The organism is Pilimelia terevasa, from assembly GCF_014647915.1.
Lineage (GTDB): Bacteria > Actinomycetota > Actinomycetes > Mycobacteriales > Micromonosporaceae > Pilimelia > Pilimelia terevasa.
In genome coordinates this window covers 63001-79396 of the sequence record NZ_BMQC01000003.1, presented here as the reverse complement: position 1 = coordinate 79396, position 16396 = coordinate 63001, and the positions used below count along the sequence as shown (strand labels likewise).

At 72.0% G+C, this 16396-nt stretch carries 17 protein-coding genes; 10 read left to right on the top strand and 7 right to left on the bottom strand.

Annotated features, from left to right (window positions below; genetic code table 11):
- Positions 1-15 precede the first annotated feature (15 nt).
- From IEY75_RS05525 to IEY75_RS05515, 3 genes are all read right to left on the bottom strand, one after another.
- Positions 16-1374 (bottom strand): alanine racemase, encoded by a 1359-nt coding sequence (locus tag IEY75_RS05525; protein ID WP_189113115.1) that lies wholly within the window; start codon positions 1372-1374, stop codon positions 16-18.
- Between the two features lie 316 nt (positions 1375-1690).
- Complete coding sequence (locus IEY75_RS05520) at positions 1691-2029, bottom strand: recombinase family protein (RefSeq protein ID WP_189113114.1); 339 nt, start codon at positions 2027-2029, stop codon at positions 1691-1693.
- A 244-nt stretch (positions 2030-2273) separates the two neighbouring features.
- A complete protein-coding gene (locus IEY75_RS05515) occupies positions 2274-2852 on the bottom strand; it encodes a copper chaperone PCu(A)C (protein WP_189113113.1) in 579 nt (192 codons plus the stop codon).
- A gap of 624 nt (positions 2853-3476) precedes the next feature.
- On the opposite strand from IEY75_RS05515, the gene IEY75_RS05510 reads away from it, so the two are divergent.
- From IEY75_RS05510 to IEY75_RS05480, 7 genes are all read left to right on the top strand, one after another.
- On the top strand, positions 3477-4214 hold the full coding sequence (locus IEY75_RS05510; protein ID WP_308425671.1) for a tRNA-dependent cyclodipeptide synthase: 738 nt from the start codon (positions 3477-3479) through the stop codon (positions 4212-4214).
- A 9-nt stretch (positions 4215-4223) separates the two neighbouring features.
- Positions 4224-5576, top strand: coding sequence for a purine-cytosine permease family protein (locus IEY75_RS05505; protein ID WP_189113112.1), 1353 nt, complete (start codon positions 4224-4226; stop codon positions 5574-5576).
- 1 nt (position 5577) lies between these two features.
- On the top strand, positions 5578-5943 hold the full coding sequence (locus IEY75_RS05500) for a rhodanese-like domain-containing protein (protein ID WP_189113111.1): 366 nt from the start codon (positions 5578-5580) through the stop codon (positions 5941-5943).
- 29 nt (positions 5944-5972) lie between these two features.
- Positions 5973-6440, top strand: coding sequence for a thioredoxin family protein (locus IEY75_RS05495; protein ID WP_189113110.1), 468 nt, complete (start codon positions 5973-5975; stop codon positions 6438-6440).
- A gap of 150 nt (positions 6441-6590) precedes the next feature.
- Positions 6591-7778 carry a S8 family peptidase gene (locus tag IEY75_RS05490; RefSeq protein ID WP_189113109.1) on the top strand — a complete coding sequence of 396 codons (1188 nt, stop codon included), beginning with the start codon at positions 6591-6593 and terminating at the stop codon, positions 7776-7778.
- A 148-nt stretch (positions 7779-7926) separates the two neighbouring features.
- Positions 7927-8841: a LysR family transcriptional regulator gene (locus IEY75_RS05485; protein ID WP_268244328.1), complete on the top strand. Its 915-nt coding sequence runs from the start codon at positions 7927-7929 to the stop codon at positions 8839-8841.
- Positions 8842-8843: 2 nt separating this feature from the next.
- Positions 8844-9782 carry a LysR family transcriptional regulator gene (locus IEY75_RS05480; RefSeq protein WP_189113107.1) on the top strand — a complete coding sequence of 313 codons (939 nt, stop codon included), beginning with the start codon at positions 8844-8846 and terminating at the stop codon, positions 9780-9782.
- 147 nt (positions 9783-9929) lie between these two features.
- Here the strand turns inward: IEY75_RS05480 and IEY75_RS05475 are convergent, their stop codons facing one another.
- The 3 genes from IEY75_RS05475 to IEY75_RS05465 all read right to left on the bottom strand — a co-directional run bounded on the left by IEY75_RS05475 (position 9930) and on the right by IEY75_RS05465 (position 12157).
- The gene (locus IEY75_RS05475; protein WP_189113106.1) at positions 9930-10220 is read right to left on the bottom strand and encodes a hypothetical protein; all 291 of its coding nucleotides are present in this window, start codon (positions 10218-10220) and stop codon (positions 9930-9932) included.
- Between the two features lie 262 nt (positions 10221-10482).
- Entirely contained in the window at positions 10483-11022 is a 540-nt protein-coding gene (locus IEY75_RS05470) for an SRPBCC family protein (RefSeq protein ID WP_189113105.1), read from the bottom strand.
- Between the two features lie 499 nt (positions 11023-11521).
- Positions 11522-12157: a hypothetical protein gene (locus IEY75_RS05465; RefSeq protein ID WP_189113104.1), complete on the bottom strand. Its 636-nt coding sequence runs from the start codon at positions 12155-12157 to the stop codon at positions 11522-11524.
- A 185-nt stretch (positions 12158-12342) separates the two neighbouring features.
- Here IEY75_RS05465 and IEY75_RS05460 point away from each other — a divergent pair, with 185 nt between their 5' ends.
- Positions 12343-12789 carry an excalibur calcium-binding domain-containing protein gene (locus tag IEY75_RS05460; protein ID WP_189113103.1) on the top strand — a complete coding sequence of 149 codons (447 nt, stop codon included), beginning with the start codon at positions 12343-12345 and terminating at the stop codon, positions 12787-12789.
- 77 nt (positions 12790-12866) lie between these two features.
- Positions 12867-13427 carry a type 1 glutamine amidotransferase domain-containing protein gene (locus IEY75_RS05455; protein WP_189113102.1) on the top strand — a complete coding sequence of 187 codons (561 nt, stop codon included), beginning with the start codon at positions 12867-12869 and terminating at the stop codon, positions 13425-13427.
- Between the two features lie 29 nt (positions 13428-13456).
- Here IEY75_RS05455 and IEY75_RS05450 read toward each other — a convergent pair whose 3' ends face one another.
- On the bottom strand, positions 13457-14740 hold the full coding sequence (locus IEY75_RS05450; protein WP_189113101.1) for an MFS transporter: 1284 nt from the start codon (positions 14738-14740) through the stop codon (positions 13457-13459).
- 90 nt (positions 14741-14830) lie between these two features.
- On the opposite strand from IEY75_RS05450, the gene IEY75_RS05445 reads away from it, so the two are divergent.
- Positions 14831-16384 carry an MDR family MFS transporter gene (locus IEY75_RS05445; RefSeq protein ID WP_189113100.1) on the top strand — a complete coding sequence of 518 codons (1554 nt, stop codon included), beginning with the start codon at positions 14831-14833 and terminating at the stop codon, positions 16382-16384.
- Positions 16385-16396 lie beyond the last annotated feature (12 nt).

Genomic DNA, 16396 nt, shown 5'->3' with positions numbered 1-16396 from the left:
CGTGCGGTGGGGGCGTCAGATTCGGTCGAGCTGCCAGCGCGGTGCGGTTCCCGCGGCGCCGAGGCGCAGGACGACCTTCAACGGCAGCGGGGCGTCGTGGAACGGGGATTCGTTGGAGTCCATCTGGTAGCCGGCGGTGTTGAGATAGACAAGGTGGTCGCCGCGGTACACGGGCCGGGGAAAGCCGACCTTCCGCCACGTCACGAGGTCGTTCTCCAGACAGGTCGAGCCCGCGACGCAGGCGGGGAAGAGCGCGTCCGCGTCGGGCCGGACCGACAGCGGTACCGGATCGGGGAGGTAGTCGCTGTTGAACCACTGCTCGGACAGGCTGAAACTGCTGCCGGCGACGGTGACAATGGCGTAGCCGTCGGTGTCCCGCCGGTCGTCGACCTGCTGGACGCGGTAGAGGGTGAAGCCCGCCTGGTCCAGCGCCGCCCGGCCCGGTTCGATGATGAATCGGATATCCTCGCGGGCGGCCCGCGCCGACAGGCTCTCCCGCCCGTTCACCGGCTGCGTGAACACGGCGCGCAGTGCCTCGTTCGCCGACTGGCCGCCGTAGGGGTAGAAGCCTTCGAACGTCTTGTCCGCGTGATAGTGGGTCGGCTCGTTCTGGCGGACGAATGCGTCCCAGAGCGGCGGATCGACATAGCGCACCGGCAGTCCGCCGCCGATGTCGACCAGCGCGGCGGAGGGTGCGCCGCGCCGCCGGGCGTCCAGACACTGGTCGATCAGTTCGTCGGCCGCCACCGCGCGCTCCGCCGCGCAGTACCCGGTGAGATGGAACGAGAATCCGCGAAGCTCGACGAATTCGGCGCCGGCGGCGCACAGGACCGCGGCGTGGCGCTCCTCGGCGGCCATGCCGAAGCGGCTCCGGGGCTGGCTGGCCACCCTCGACCGCAGCAGGACCCGGACCCGGGTGCGGGCCCGGGTCGCGGTCCGCGCGAGTCGACGCAGTTCGCCCAGGGAGTCCACGGCGACCAGGCAGCCGTGCTGGACGGCGAGAGCGTGCAGCGTGTCGTCCTTCTCCGGCCCGGACACGCCGATGCGGTCTCCGGGGACGCCGCCGGACAGCGCCCTGATCAGCTCGGGTGCGCTGGCGACGTCGATCCCGATACCGAGCGAGGCGGCCGACCTGGCATAGCAGTCGGCTTTGTTCGCCTTCTTGGCGAACAGGATGTCGGCGTCGACGCCCACGTCGTGCAGCGTCGCCTGCAATGCGGCGACGTTCTCCTCGAAGATTTCCGGCAGCACCACGTGCAGCGGTGAACCGAGCCCGTCGACCAGACTCTCCAGCAATGCGCGTTCCGCGTCCAGCAGTGCGGAGACGGCGGGGTGTTGAAGCGCTGTTAGCGCAAAGGGTACCGACGTCGTCATCGGGAGGCCGGGCTCTCGGTTGAAAACAGTACCGGGGACGAGTGGGACGCACCGATTCCCGGGCGTGTGTCCTTCATCGATACCTCCACAGGGTGGCTTGATGCCTGTCTTCCTACCTGCATCGGAAAATGCTCCGCAAGTACCTGTGCGATGTGGAACGACGAAATTCGGAGAGCGCGGGATTGGGTATGGCGACGGACACCAGGAATCGAGGAACGTCTACCTCTCGATTAACCTGGTGTCCTGGGTGTTCCGTGGCCCGGGTGCCGCTGGCGGTGGGCGCCGCGCGGCCCGTCGCCGACCTGACCCGCCCGGGCTACGACGCCATCAGTGGGATCTTGACGATCACGGCGGGCGCCGCCGGGTCCTCGGTGCCGCGCGGCCTCGCCCGCGGTTCCCCCGACCGGCCCGCCTCGTCGCCGCGCAGCCGGATCAGGGCGTGCTGGACGCTGCTCCTGGTCCACGTGCCGCCGCCCGAGGGGGTGGGAACCCGCTCGCAGTTGAGTGCGTGGGCGATCTCGCCCAGCGACCGGCCCTCGGCGCGCAACTGGCCGGCGCGCAGCGCGCCGGCCGACACCGGCTTCGGTGGTCGCCCCGGCCCCGCCCCGCCGTGCCGGCTCGCCGTACCTGCGGGAACCCCTGGTCGTGAAGTCATGCACGTATTGTCATATCGACATACGTATATGAGTACTGCCATATATGCATGGGAGCCTATGCCTTGGGAGATCCGCGCCGGCCGGAAGGGCGTCCGCCGCTCCCGCCGGCCGACCGCCGCCGGCCCGACATCGCCCCGTCCACTGCCGCGTCTCCACGCAGTCGCGCACAAGGAGTCCCCCGGCCGAAGGTGCGGGCCGGGGGACTCCCCGCGTGTGGCGCCGACTCGTCGTCGGACGGGTGGGTCAGGTCCGGCTGGGCACGGGCTCCGGCTGGCCGCTCGTGGCCGGCGTCGGGCTGGTGCCCGGGTCGTAGCTCTCCCGCGCACCGGTGAACGGCTTGGCCACCGCGGTGAAGGACATGGTCTTGCCGTCGGCGAAGGTCAGGGTGAACGAGAGCTGCTCGCCGGCCGGGATCGGCCGCTTGAGCTTCATCAGCATCAGGTGGTCGCTGCCGGGCTCCAGCTTGTGGCTGGTCTTCGCCTTCACCACCAGCCCGCCCTGCAGCGTCTGCATGACCATCTTTCCGTCCTTCATCACCATCCCGTGCAGCTCCATCGGTGAGACCTCGGTACTCGCGGCCGTGATGGTGACGTCCGTGTCGGTGTCGTTGACCAGCGTGCCGAACGCGGCGGTCATGTCCTTGTCGCTCGCCTTGACCCAGGGGTCCTGGATGCGGACCGGCTCGACCGGGGTCGGGGTGGGCGCGGCCTGGGGCTCGGTCGCCTTCGAGGAGCCGCAGCCCGTCACGGTGACCGCGAGGGCCGCGGTGGACAGCAGTACGGCGGCGCGGGACGCGCGGGTGAGCAGGGGATGGGTGCGCATGAATGATCCTCCTATGATCAATTGCTACCTGGTTGGTCGTTCCCGCCTGTCGGCGAGTTCCCGCGCGCGCCACCGCCGCGCAGCCCCGGGCGGTGCCGCCGGGCAGCGGCCGCTGTGGACGTCTCCTTATAGATAGAAGGTGGCGGTCGCCCGTGCGGCACCGCGATCCGGCGCAGGGGGTCGGGGCGGTGGGCCGGCGCGGGCGGCAGGGTGCCGCGGCCGGCCCGCCCGTCCGTGATCGCCTGGTCAGTGCCATCGACGGGCGCCACGACGGTCCACCATGGCGTAAGGTCTCACGGGAGGTCGGCAGGTTACGGTCGATCCCAGCGGTCACCGTCAATTTCAGCCCCCGCGGCCTGCCTCTTGGCTAGTCCCGCGGGAAATCCTCTCACGATCGACCAAGGTCAATATCTGCGGGCGGCTGGTCCGGCCGGGCCGCCCGCGCAAACCAAGATCGAAACTGGCGTTCCGGTCCGGCTCGCACCGGCCCCACGCTGGGCCGGAGCCCGTCCGGACCGCGCCCGGTGCCGGGTGGGCCATGGGTTATGCGGCCAAGGTATACCCCGCTGGCATTACCGGCCCGATGTGTCGCCGCCCACACTCCATATCGAACCGCGATAACGAATGGAGGCTGTCATGGCGGTCTATGCGATGGAACCGCTGTCCGGCGAATGCGCAACCGTGCTGCGACACAACGAGCACGTGTGCATCGGGGTCAGCCCCTTTAACAGTTACTTCAGCCCGGAGCGCCTGGCGAGCCTTGCCAAGTGGGCGTACGGCACGTTCGCCAGTTTCCACTTCTTCGTCCCGGACGAGATCACCTCCTACACGTTCGAGGCGCTCGGGTACCCGGCCAGCCGCGCCCGGCAGAAGGCGCACCGGCAGGCCCGGTACACGCACAACAAGATCCACGCGGCGCTGGCGGCGCTGTCGGTGCCGAACCCCGGTGACCACGTGCTCGGCATGGCCCAGCTCAACGCCAACCCGCGCTACGTGGAGCTCTACGACCGGGTGAACGAGCTGTTCGTCGAGAGCGAGGCGTTCCGCGACGCCTGTCTGGACGCGACCCGCTGGGTGCTGGACGGGAAGCTGGCGGACGGCTGTCCGGCCACCCCGGAGCAGCTCAACCTCGGGGTCCGCTACTTCCTGGCGGAGCTTCCGCTGTTCGCCGGTTCCGGCTACGTCGTCGGCGCGCGCCACTCGCTGTTCGCGTACCACCAGCGGGTGCGCTTCCTGGAGAGATTCTTCAACCGCGAGCTTGAGTGGGCACCCCGGTCCGGTCAGGGGTTCCTGGTCGTCCGCGACACCGTTTCAGAAGAGAGCCGCGGCCGTGAGTTGACCGCGCTCGGAATTGCGAGTTAAGCAAAAATCATGAACACCCAAACCGATTCCCGTGCCCTGACCGTCGGGCACGATGACTACTCCCTCGTCCGCGTCCCGGAGTCCGAGCGCCGCTCGTGGATCTCCGTCGCGGTCCAGCGTTTCGGCCAAGTCTCCTCCTTCCAGCAGTTCATGGTGGGCGCGATTCTCGGCTACGGCATGACGTTCTGGAACGCGGTTATCGCCATCACGATCGGCTCCGCGCTCCTGGAGGTCATCACCATTCTGCTCGGTATCGCCGGGGTTCGGGAAGGGCTTTCCACGTCCGTTCTCTCCCGCTGGGCCGGGTTCGGAAAGCGCGGCTCCGCGCTCGTCGGAATGCTTGTCGCGGTCAGCCTCGCCGGCTGGTTCGGCGTCCAGAACGGCGTCTTCGCGCAGGGTATGCACGACCTGACCGGCTGGTCGTCGGAGTGGGTGTGGGCGCTGCTCGGCGGCGCCGCGATCACCGCCGTCACCACCTACGGCTTCCGCACCATGGCCTGGGTCGGCTACCTGGCCGTCCCCGCCTTCCTGGTGCTCGCCCTGATCTCCATTGCGGACGCGCTGCGCAGCCACTCGATCGGCGACCTCATCGCCTCCCCGCCGCCCGGCCCCACACTGTCGCTCGGCGCGGGCATCACGCTGGTCTCCGGCGCGTTCATCCTCGGCGCGATCATGACGCCGGACATGACCCGGTTCAACCGGCGGCCCTCCGATGTCGTCAAGCAGACACTGACCTCGGTGACGCTGGGCCAGTACGGGATCGGCCTGATCGGCGTCCTGCTGGCGCACGCCGCCCGCACCGACGACGTGGTCGGCATCGTGGTCTCGTCCTCGGGCGTGCTCGGCACGCTGGTGCTGGCCACCTCGATCCTGAAGATCAACGACTGGAACCTGTACTCGTCCTCGCTCGGCCTGGTCAACTCGGTCCACGTGCTCACCGGGCGGCGGGTCAGCCGCGTCCCGGTCACGATCGCCCTCGGCGTGCTCGGCACGCTGCTGTCCGCGGTCGGCATCGTGCACAGCTTCGCCGGGTTCCTCACCGCCATCGGGATGCTCGCGCCGCCGGTCGCCGGAATCATCATCGCCGAGTACTACCTGGTGCGGACGTACCGGACGGCGCTGGAGGACGCCCGCCTCGCCGGGACCCTGCCCGCCGACCCGCCGGACTGGGCGCCCCGCGCCCTCATCAGTTGGGTCGCCGGCACCGCCGCCGCCGTCGCGGGACTGGGCAGCGCCGCCATCACCTCGATCGTGGTCGCCTTCGTCGTGCACACCGTCCTCGGCCGGATGAGCGCGGCCCGCGGTGGCCGCGCCGCCAAGCCGACAACCCCCATTCCCGCCACCGGTACGAAAGGACCCTGACGTGCTACCGCTGATCACCCGTGACGAACTCGCCGCCGAAATGGAGGCCGGCACGGTCGTCGTGGTCGACACGATGCCCGTCACCTACTACGAACAGGAACACATTCCCGGCGCCCGCAACATTCCGGGCTTCCCGTACGAGCAGGCCGCCGCGTTCACCGACGAGTACGCGCCCACCGTGCTCCCCGACAAGTCGGTGCCGGTCGTCGTGTACTGCGCGAACATTCCCTGCCGCAACAGCGGCCTGGTCGGCGAGCGGCTGCTCAAGCTCGGCTACCAGAACGTCCGCAAGTACCGCGAGGGCATCGAGGACTGGTCGGCCGCGGGCCTTCCCACCGAATCGTCCGAGGCCGTCAAGCCCGGATAACCCCACCCCACAAGGAAGGAAGTAACACCATGAAACGCACTATCGCAATCCTCACGGGGGCACTGTCCCTGGCCGGTGCGCTCGCGGTGTCGGCTCCCGTCAACGCCGCCCCTGCCGCCCCCGCTGCCGCGTCTGCCCCGCTCGGCGATGAGACCATCATCGATGTCACCGCGGCGAATTACCAGCAGGTCATGGAGATGTCCAACACGAAGCCCGTCGTGCTGGACTTCACCGCGAGCTGGTGCCACTGGTGTCAGGTGCAGTACCCGCACCTGAAGAAGTTCAACGAGGCCGACAAGGGCGCCTGGATCCTCGCCAAGGTCGACGTCGACCGCAACAAGGACATCAGCAGCAAGTACAGCGTCCGGGGTATCCCGGCGCTGGTCAGCGTCGGCAAGGGCAAGGAGTACGGCAGCCGCTCCGTCGGCTTCGACTCGGCCGAGGCGCTGCGTGCCTGGCTGACCAACGTCGTCAAGAAGTACCCCGCCAAGAGCTGACCAGCTCGCGGCACCCGAGACGACTGATCCGGGTCGCCCGGCAGGCTTTGCCGACGCCGGGCGACCCGATTTCGTATGTCCCCCGCTCCACGTGCCGGGGCTCCTGGGCTCCGCGAGCCCCGGCACCTCCCCCGTTCTGAGAGGAACGTCATGCACACCCAGCACTGGAGAACGGCGGCGCTAGTGGCCGTCTCGCTAGCCATCCCGCTCGCCCAGCCTGGCCCGGCCACCGCCTCGTCGGCGCGGGTCACCGCCCAGCAGGACGAGACCAAGGTCTACATCGTGGCGCTGCGCGGCATCGCGGGCGACCCCACCCAGGTGGCCGCCACCGCCAAGGAGATGACCGCGAAGTACGGCGGACAGCTTCGGCGCATCTACTACTCCGCCATGCAGGGGTTCTCCGTCGACCTCACGATGGACCAGTACATCGAGTACCTGTCCGACGGCCGCATCGAGTCGGTCACCTCGGACAAGACGTTCCGCGTCGCCGGGACGCAGCCGGGGCCGCCGTCGTGGGGCCTGGACCGCATCGACCAGCCGGCGCTGCCGCTGGACCGGGTGTACAAGTACCCGAACGACGCCGCGAACGTGCGCGTGTACGTCCTGGACACGGGGGTCAGGACCAGCCACGTCGAGTTCGACGGGCGGGCGCGCGCCGCGTTCGACGCGATCAACCCGTCCGCGCCGGCCGGTCGCGGCGGCGGGGACTGCAACGGGCACGGCACCCAGGTCGCGGCGACGATCGGCGGGCGCTACGCCGGGGTCGCCAAGGGCGTCCAGATCGAGTCGGTGCGCGCCCTCGGCTGCGACGGCACCGGGACCGGCGAGCACATCCTGACCGCGGTCGACTGGGTGGACGCCCACGCCCGGCGCCCCGCGCTGCTCAACCTCAGCTTCTCGGGGCCGGCGCAGTCCGTGATCGACCTGGCCCTGTACGCGATGACCGAGAAGGGTCTCGCCTACACCGCCGCGGCCGGGAACGACAACGTCGACAGCTGCTACACCACGCCCGGACGGCAGACGACCGCGATCACCGCGTCGGCGATCGACCGCGCCGACCGCCGCCTCGGCTCCGCGAACTTCGGCACCTGCGTCCACGTCTTCGCGCCCGGCATCGACATCCTGACCGCGACCGCGAAGCGCGACACGTCCTACGCCAAGGCCAGCGGCACGTCCATGGCGGCCGCGCACGCCGCGGGAGTCGCCGCCATGTACCTCTCCAGCCACCCGGGGGCGACCCCCGTGGAGCTGGACCGGGCGATGAAGGACGCCGCGGCCAAGGACAAGGTGGAGGACGCCGGCGAGCACAGCCCGAACCTGCTGCTGCAGACAGGCTGACGGGGCGCTACCAGCCGGTATTCTGTGCCAGAATAGCCGCGACCGAGCGGCCGGCCCGGGCGGAACCCCCACCGCTTCCGCGCGCGAGGCGAGTCCCACGCAACGCGCTGTGCTCCCCTGGGCCCGTCCCGACCCCTTGGGAGGGAACATGCAGCTGGAATTGCATCACCTCAGAAACCTTCGGGCCGTGGCCGCCGCCGGCAGTTTGAACCGGGCCGCCGAACAGCTCAACCTGCCCCAACCCGCGCTGAGTCGACAGTTGCGGCGGCTGGAGGACCTGTTCGGCGGCTCGCTGTTCGACCGGCACCACTGTGGCGTCCGGCCGACCGCACTCGGCCGCGTCGTCCTGCACCACGCCACCGAGATCCTGGACGACTGCGCCGCGATCCACGACGACATCGCCCGGCACCGCGACCGGCAGGCCGCCACGATCCGGCTCGGCTGGACCGGGAGCTGCGTCGCCGACCTGCTGCTGGACGAGCTGCGCCGCCGGTTCCCCGGCACCGCCATCGAGGTGACCGTCGCCGAGTCGCTCCGGCAGGTGACGAACCGGCTGCTCAGCGGCGAGATCGACGTGGCGCTGGTGCACGAGCTGACCGTCATGCCGTTCCCGCGGCCGGCCGGTCTCGCCGTCCAGCACATCATCGACGAGCGCCCGCACATCATGCTCAGCGACGACCACGCGCTGGCCCGGCGACCCACCGTCACGGTCCCGGCCCTGCGCGACGAGCGGTGGATCGCGATCTCCGGGTCGGATAGCTGCGTCGCGTTCCTGCACCGCGTGTGCCGGCCGTTCGGGTTCACCCCCGAGATCGTCCACCACCTGCCGCTGTACGGGCCGCACGCCGACGTCGTCCGGCACGACGGCAGCGTGGTGCTGACGCAGGGGTGGCTGCCGTCCGCGGCGGGCACCACCCGCCGCCCCATCTCCGGGCTGCCCTGGGTGTCCCGGCACTCCATCATGTACCGACCCGACGGCTTCTGGGCGCCGCAGGTCCCGCACTTCGCCCGCGCGGTGGGGGAGGCCCGCCAGGCGCGGCTCGACGCGGGCCTGCGGGCCTAGCGATGGACATCGAACTCCAGCAGCTCCGCATCCTGCACACGGTCGCGGAGACCGGCAGCATCAACAGCGCGGCCGAGGAACTGGGCATGAGCCAGAGCGGCGTCAGCCGCGTCGTCCAGCGCCTGGAGCGCGCCGCCGGGCTGCCGGTGCTGCACCGCCAGCCGTCCGGGATCACGCTGACCACCGCGGGCGCGATCCTGCTCGAACACGCCGACACGGTGCTGCCCGCGGTGAACCGCATGTTCACCGACGTCCGCCGCTGCCTGGCCACCGACGACGGCAAGCTGTCGGCCCGGCTGGGCGCCGCGCCCGCGCCGACCCTGACCCCGTTCGTGCGCTGCGCGGAGGACCTGGGCATCGCGCCCATGTCCCTGCTGGTCGACGAGTCCGGGCAGCGGCTCGTCCAGCTCCTCGGCAACGAGGAGATCGACGTGGCGATGTTCCACCACTTCCCGGAGCTGGACCCGGCGCCGCCGGAGCCGGTGCGGCACGAGCAGATCGCCGCCCAGAACCCGTACCTGTGCCTGCCGGACACCCACCCGTTCGCGGCCCGCGCCGCCGTCGGGCTCGCCGACCTGAGGGACGAGCACGTCGTCCTCCCCTACCCGGAGTGCCAGCCGCTGACCGGCCACTTCCACACGGCGTGCGCGGCGGCGGGCATCCGGCCGCGCGTCAGCTCCGCGAACAGCGCGTCCGCGGCCGTCGCGCTCGGCCACGCGCTCGGCGCGATCACGTTCACGTACTGGCCCGACATCCACCGGGAGGCCCGGATGGCGCACGTGGCGCTCCGGGACACGCCGCTGCACACGGTCCTGCTGCTGGCCTGGCGGCAGGACGGGCCGCTCGACGACGAACTCGGCGGGCAGTTGGTGGCGTCGGTGCGGGCGATGCACTCCGAGTTCGTCGCCACCGCCTGCGGTACCCGGCGGCCCGGCGCCTGACCCGGCGCGGGAGGGCCGGCCGCGACAGGTCGTCGCAGCCGGCCCTGATGCCTGCCTCCACCGCTGGGGAACGAGATCGCTACGCCGTGCTGCGCGACAATTCCCGATCGGCGGTACTCCCTGGGCGGGATCAATTCCGCCCAGGGGTCATCGCACTTCGGCGTGCCGGGGTTCGGTCTCGGAGGCCGCCTGCGGAAGCGGGCGGAGGATGCGGTAGCTCTTGTGGAGGAGGACGACGACCACGATGAAGTTCGCGGCGACCAGCGGGGCGTTGTCGAGCATGAGCGCCTGCACGGCCCACAAGGTGATGCCGGGCGTGAACAGCGCGAACCACAGCCACGAGAACCCGCCCGGTGGTGTCGGCGCGAGGTAGTCGAGGAGGAACGCGCTCGTGCAGAGGATGCACGCCGCCCAGCCGATGAACTGTGGAACGGACACGGTGTCTCCCGTCGAGCGATCCGGCGTGTCAATGTGTGCGGGATGTCGATGTGGTGCGGGTGACAATGTGGTGCGGGTGTCAACGGGTGCGACTCTAGGCACACCGCTGCCGTACCTCGCGTGCATGGGTGTCTATGTCTAATGACTCTAACCGCATCCCGGTTTCACGTCACGTGCCTGTAACCCGTACGCCGTCCCAGAATCCACATTGCTACCGCGGCGACGCGGGGCCGGCCGGTGGTGCCGTCGCGGACGCGGGAGGTCAGCGGGCGGGGGCGGGCTCGGCGAGCGCCTTGACGCCGGCCAGGGTCTGCGCGATGCCCTCGCGCAGCGACGCCGCCCGCCACCGCACGATCTCCTCCGTCCGCTCGGGCGCCGCGGCGACCGCCGCGTGCAGCCCGGAGTACCCACCGGTCAGCCGCATCCCGTGGCGCAGCCGCACGGCGGAGCCTTCCGGCGCCAGGTCGAAGTGCCAGATCACCAGCGGCTCGCCGGTCGGCGCGCCGCGCTTGACGAACGGGCCTTCGAAGTCCAGCACCGCCCAGCCGAAGTACCGCGGCTCCCGCGACTCGACCACCTGACAGGTCGTGCGCCACTCGCCGATGCGCGGGTTCCGGTTGAGCCCGGTGAACCGCGCGCCGGGTACCGGCTCCGGGGCCGCGCCGTCGAGCCACGCCACCGACTGAAGTTCCGGGCTGAACCGCGCCGGCAGCGCGATGTCGGTCACCAGCGCCCAGAGCCGGTCGGGCGTGGTGTGGATGAGCGCGTCGCACTCCACGGCGAACCCCGTCAGGTCACGCATGTCCCTCGTCCCCCAAGGTCGGTCGGATGGTCGGTACCCAGTATCGCCGGTCGGGCGGGCCGCTCCCTTGTGGCGCGTGCGGGCTAGGGTCTCGTCCATGGGAGCACTGAGACCTTGGCATCTGATCGTCTTCACCCTGGCGTGTCTGATCCTCACGGCCGCCGCGGTCCGGGCCATCCGCCGCCGCGACCGCAAACGGTAGCTGGCACCCGACGTCGTCGGGCGGACGAGAGCCGGGCGTACACATACTGGACCCGCGGGGTCGGGAGGTTTGGTGGGCGAGCGAACGTGGGCCAGCAGCGCTGGCCGAGTCCCGCCGGGTCCGGGGCGGCGCGGCGACCGTGCTGGCGGAGCGCGGCCATGGTCCTCGTCCAGCGGCGGGTCAGTCGGGGAGCCGCCGGTGTCCCGTTCGAGTACGCCGTCATGGTGATGCGCGCGGACCGGCGCCGGCTGACGTACGAAAGCGTGGCCTGAGACCCTGGCGAGTCCGCGGCGCGGGTCAGTCCTGACAGGCGCTGCCGAGGCTCACGCGGTCGGCGGGTCGGCCGGTGCCGGGGTCGACGGGGACCGGGTGCTCCCTGCCGTCGCCCGTCTCCAGGATCACCTCGGCGGGTCCGTTCCAGCGGGCCGAGACCAGCGCGTCCATCGGCGAGTCCGCGTCGAAGCAGCCCAGTTGGCCCAGCCGCCTCGCCGCGAGGCCGGTCGACTCGACGTACACCAGGTGCAGCGGGTCCAGCGAGCCGACCTCGGCGACCTCCAGGCGGTACGGGCGGTGCTCCGGCGCGTCGACGTACCGGGAGTCGCCGCCGAACGTGAGCCACAGCAGCAGGCCGACGCTGGCGAGCAGCAGTGCCAGGAGGCCGGTCAGGCCGCCGACCACCCACCGTGCGCCCGTCCCGGGCACTCCGAGGACCACGGCCGCGGCCGTGAGCGCCGCGGCGAAGCTGGCGAACCCCCACGGGTGGTGCAGGAGCCGTTCGACGTACAGGTAGTCGCCCGGGTTCCAGAAGCCCCACAGGCCGGCCGCGGCGGCGGCCAGTGCCCCGCCGCCGGCCGCCGCGGCCCAGGTCAGCTCGCGTCGGCTGCGGGTCGCGGGCGGGCGGGGGCCGGTGTCCGGCTCCGTCGTGATGATCATTTACGAACCGTAGGGTGCCGGAGGCGCGGCCGGGGCCGGATGCGCGGTGAATGTGCCGTCCGTGGTGAGGTTACGGGTAACACGCTGATTCAGACTGAAACGGTGGGATGGTCCGACTTTTCAGGTTGTGGGGTCGGGCCCCGGGGCGGAGTCGCGGACCTTCGTTCGCGCGCATCCTCGAAGGTATGGCCAGACGCGCGCGTGACTCCTCGGGGAACCCGATTCTCGTCGTGGCAGTGGCGCTCGGGCTGTGCGTGGTCGGGTTCGTGGGAGTGATCACCCAGGCGGTCCGGGAGCAGTTGTCGGCGGACGCGGCCCCCCAACCCGTCGCCGCCGCGGCGGCGCCCTCCTCCGCCGCGCCCGCCCCGTCCGCCGCGGCGTCGCCCGCGGGGCTCGTGCCCGGCGCGTCGCCGCGGGCCGGCGCCACCCGGAGCGCGACGCCGCGCCCGGGTCGCCCGCGCGCCGGTGCCCCGCGGACGCCGTTCTACTCGACGTGTGCGCAGGTCCGGGCGGCGGGCAAGGCCCCGCTGCGCCGGACCGACCCCGGCTACCGGGCGCGCCTGGACACCGACGGGGACGGTGTGGCGTGCGAGGCGAAACAGGGTGCCGGCCGGTCACCGACGCCCCGCTGACGTCCCGCCGCCGGCGGTTTCCGGGGAGGGCGGCCCCGGGTACGCGGAGGGAAACCGACTTTTTCTGGGGGTTTCTCATGGCTGACGGAGCCGCGGCGGGACGCCGGGTGGCGTTCCTGCTGACCGACGGCGTCGAGGAGAGCGAGTACGTGCGGCCGCGCGAGGCGGTCGAGCGGGCCGGGGCCCGCGCCGCGCTGGTCTCGCTGCGCGACGGCGAGATCCAGGCGATGCGGCACACCGACAAGGGCGGCCGGCACCGGGTCGACACGACCGTCGCGCAGGCGGATCCGGCCGACTACGACGCGCTGGTGCTGCCCGGCGGCGTGCTGAACCCGGACCTGCTGCGGATGGACGCGGGCGCCGTCGAGTTCGTGCGGGCGTTCGTGCGGTCAGGGCGTCCGGTGGCGGCGATCTGCCACGGTCCGTGGACGCTGGTCGAGGCGGACGCGGTCCGCGGCCGGACGGTCACCTCGTGGCCGAGCCTGCGCACGGACCTGACCAACGCCGGCGCGACCTGGGTGGACGAGGAGGTCCGCGTCGACGGCAACCTGATCACCAGCCGGAAACCGGACGACCTGCCCGCGTTCTGCGCCGCCCTGCTCCAGGAGTTGGGCAGCCGCGAACCCGCCCACGCCTGACGGCCGCAGGCCGCCCTGGCGCCAGGGGGTCATCCCGCCCCGGCGGCCCGGGCGGCCTCCGCCGCCTGCTTGTGGGCCAGGCCCTCCCGCGCGTCGTACCGCCGGAAGCCGGGCAGGGCCACGGCCAGCGCGGCGGTACCGGCCACGCACAGCACGCCGCCCCAGGCGATCGCCCCGCCGACGCCGGTCCAGCGGGCCATCAGACCCGAGCGGACGTGGCCCAGCAGCGGGCCGGAGGTGTACGAGATCATCTCGATGCCGGCCAGGCGGCCGCGCAGGTGGTCGGGGATCGTCTGGTTCCAGATGGACATGCGGAACAGCCCGGAGATCATGTCCGCGGCGCCCGCGAACGCCAGGCAGCCGACCGTCAGCCACAGCGCCGTGGCCAGGCCGGCGCCGATGATGCCGACGCCCCAGGCGCCCGCGGCGACGAGCACCATGAGGCCGTGCCGGTGGACCCGGCCGGTCCAGCCCGACGTCAGGGTGGCCAGCAGGGAGCCGATGGCGGGGGCGGCGTAGAGCAGGCCGAGGACCTTCGGCCCGCCCATCCGGTCGGCGAGGAACGGGTACAGCGCCGAGGGCATCCCGAAGAACATGGCGTTGATGTCCACCAGGTACGAGCCGAGCAGTTCGGGGCGGCTGCGGGCATACCGCAGGCCCTCGACGACCGTGCGCAGGGACGGCCGGTCGGCGTCCGGCGGCGGCGGCACGGCGCGCATGAGCGCCAGCAGCAGCAGCGACACCGCGAACGTGGCCAGGTCCACCGCGTACACCCAGCCCAGGTCGACCGACGCGATCAGCAGGCCGGCGACGCCGGGGCCGACCAGCGAGGCGGTCTGCATCCGCAGGGACTGCAGCGCGCTCGCCGCGGGGATCAGGTCCGCGCCGACCACCCGGGGGACGAGGCCCTCCATCGCGGGGCGCTGGATGCCGTCGACGGCGGCGCTCAGGCCGGCCACGACGTACAGCAGCCACAGGTGCGGGGTGTCGCTGAGCGCGTTGGCGAGCAGGACGCCCGTCAGGGCCGTGAGCGCCAGCTCGCCGCCGAGGACGAGGCGGCGCCGGTCCAGGTAGTCGGCGAGGGCGCCGCCGACGAAGCCCATGACCAGGATCGGTACCAGCTCGCAGACGCCGAGGAGGCCGACGAGCAGCGGGTCCTTGGTGATCGCGGCCACCTGGTACGGGATCGTCACGTAGGTGATGAAGGAGCCCAGGCTGGAGATCGACGAGGCGCCGAAGAGCAGCCGGAACTCGCGGCTGCGCCGCAGCGGGGTCACGTCGAGGGCCAGCCGACGCCAGCGGGATGCGCTCACGTACGGTGAGTTTGCTGGACGGACCACCCGCCGTCGATCACATTTCGCACCGATCGTTGGCGGCCGCCCCGCCCGACGAACGGACGTGCCATGACCGCGGTCGCCCCGCACCCGCCCCGGACGGCCCTCAGCCACCGCCAGATCCTCCTGCTCATGACCGGCCTCATGCTGGGGATGCTGCTGGCGGCCCTGGACCAGACGATCGTGGGTACGGCCCTGCCGACCATCGTCGGCCAGCTCGGCGGCATGGCGCACTACTCGTGGGTGGTGACCGCGTACCTGCTCGCCTCGACGGCCTCGACGCCGCTGTACGGCAAGGTGTCCGACCTGTACGGCCGGCGGCCGGTGTTCCTGTTCGCGATCGGCACGTTCCTGGTGGGGTCGCTGCTGGCCGGCGCGGCGCAGGACATGACCCAGTTGATCGTGACCCGCGGGGTGCAGGGGCTGGGCGCGGGCGGGTTGATGACGCTGGCCTTCACGGTGGTCTCCGACGTGGTGCCGCCGCGGGACCGGGGCCGGTACCAGGGGTTCTTCGGGGCGGTGTTCGGGCTGTCCTCGATCGCCGGGCCGCTGCTGGGCGGGTGGTTCGCGGCGCACGACTGGCGCTGGATCTTCTACGTGAACCTGCCGCTGGGCGTCGCGGCCATGGTCGTCTGCCACCGGGTGCTGCGGCTGGTGCCGTTCACCCCGCGCCCGCGCCGGGTCGACTGGGCCGGGGCGGCGCTGCTGGTCGGCGGCGTGAGCTGCCTGCTGCTGGCGTCGAGCTGGGGCGGCGACGCGTACGCCTGGGGCTCGCCGCCGATTCTGGGGCTGCTGCTGGCGGGCCTGGCGCTGGGCGCGCTCTTCCTGCGGCAGGAGCGCCGGGCGGCCGAGCCGATCCTGCCGCCGGCGCTGTTCCGGCGGCGGACGTTCGCGCTCGGTGTGGCCGCCGGGTGCGCCTTCGGCGTGGTGATGCTCGGCGCGGTCGTGTACCTGCCGCTGTACCTCCAGGTCGTCCAGGGGGTGCCGCCGGCCCGCAGCGGGCTGCTGATGCTGCCGATGATGGCCGGCGTGATCGTGGCGTCCGTGCTGTCGGGGCGGTGGATCAGCCGGGTGGGGCGGTACAAGTGGTTCCCGGTGGCCGGGTCGGCGGCGATGGCGGCCGGGCTGGCGCTGTGCGCGCGGCTGGACGGCGCGTCGCCGCCGGCCGCCGCCGGGACGGCGATGACGGTCGTCGGCGTGGGTACGGGGCTGTGTATGCAGGCGCTGATCCTCGCGGTGCAGAACGCGGTGCCCCGCGCGGACCTGGGCGCCGGCACCTCCGCGGCGACGTTCTTCCGCACGCTGGGCGGGGCCTTCGGCGTCGCCGTCCTCGGCGCGGTGCTGGCCGGGCGGCTCGGCGCGGAGCTGGCCGCGCGCCTGGCCGCGTCGGCGGCGGCGCTGCCCGGCGACGCGCGCGCGGGGCTGCGGGAGCTGCCGGTGGGCGACCCGGCGGCGATCCGCGCGCTGCCGGACCCGCTGCGTGAGCTGGTCCGGTCCGCCTTCGCGGAGTCGCTCCAGACGGTGTTCGCGGTCGCCGCCGCCGTCGCCGCGGTGGCGCTGGTCCTGACGCTGCTGATGCCCGACGAGGAGCTGCGCGGCCCGGACCCCGCCGCCTCGCCCTAGCCGGGTCGGCCG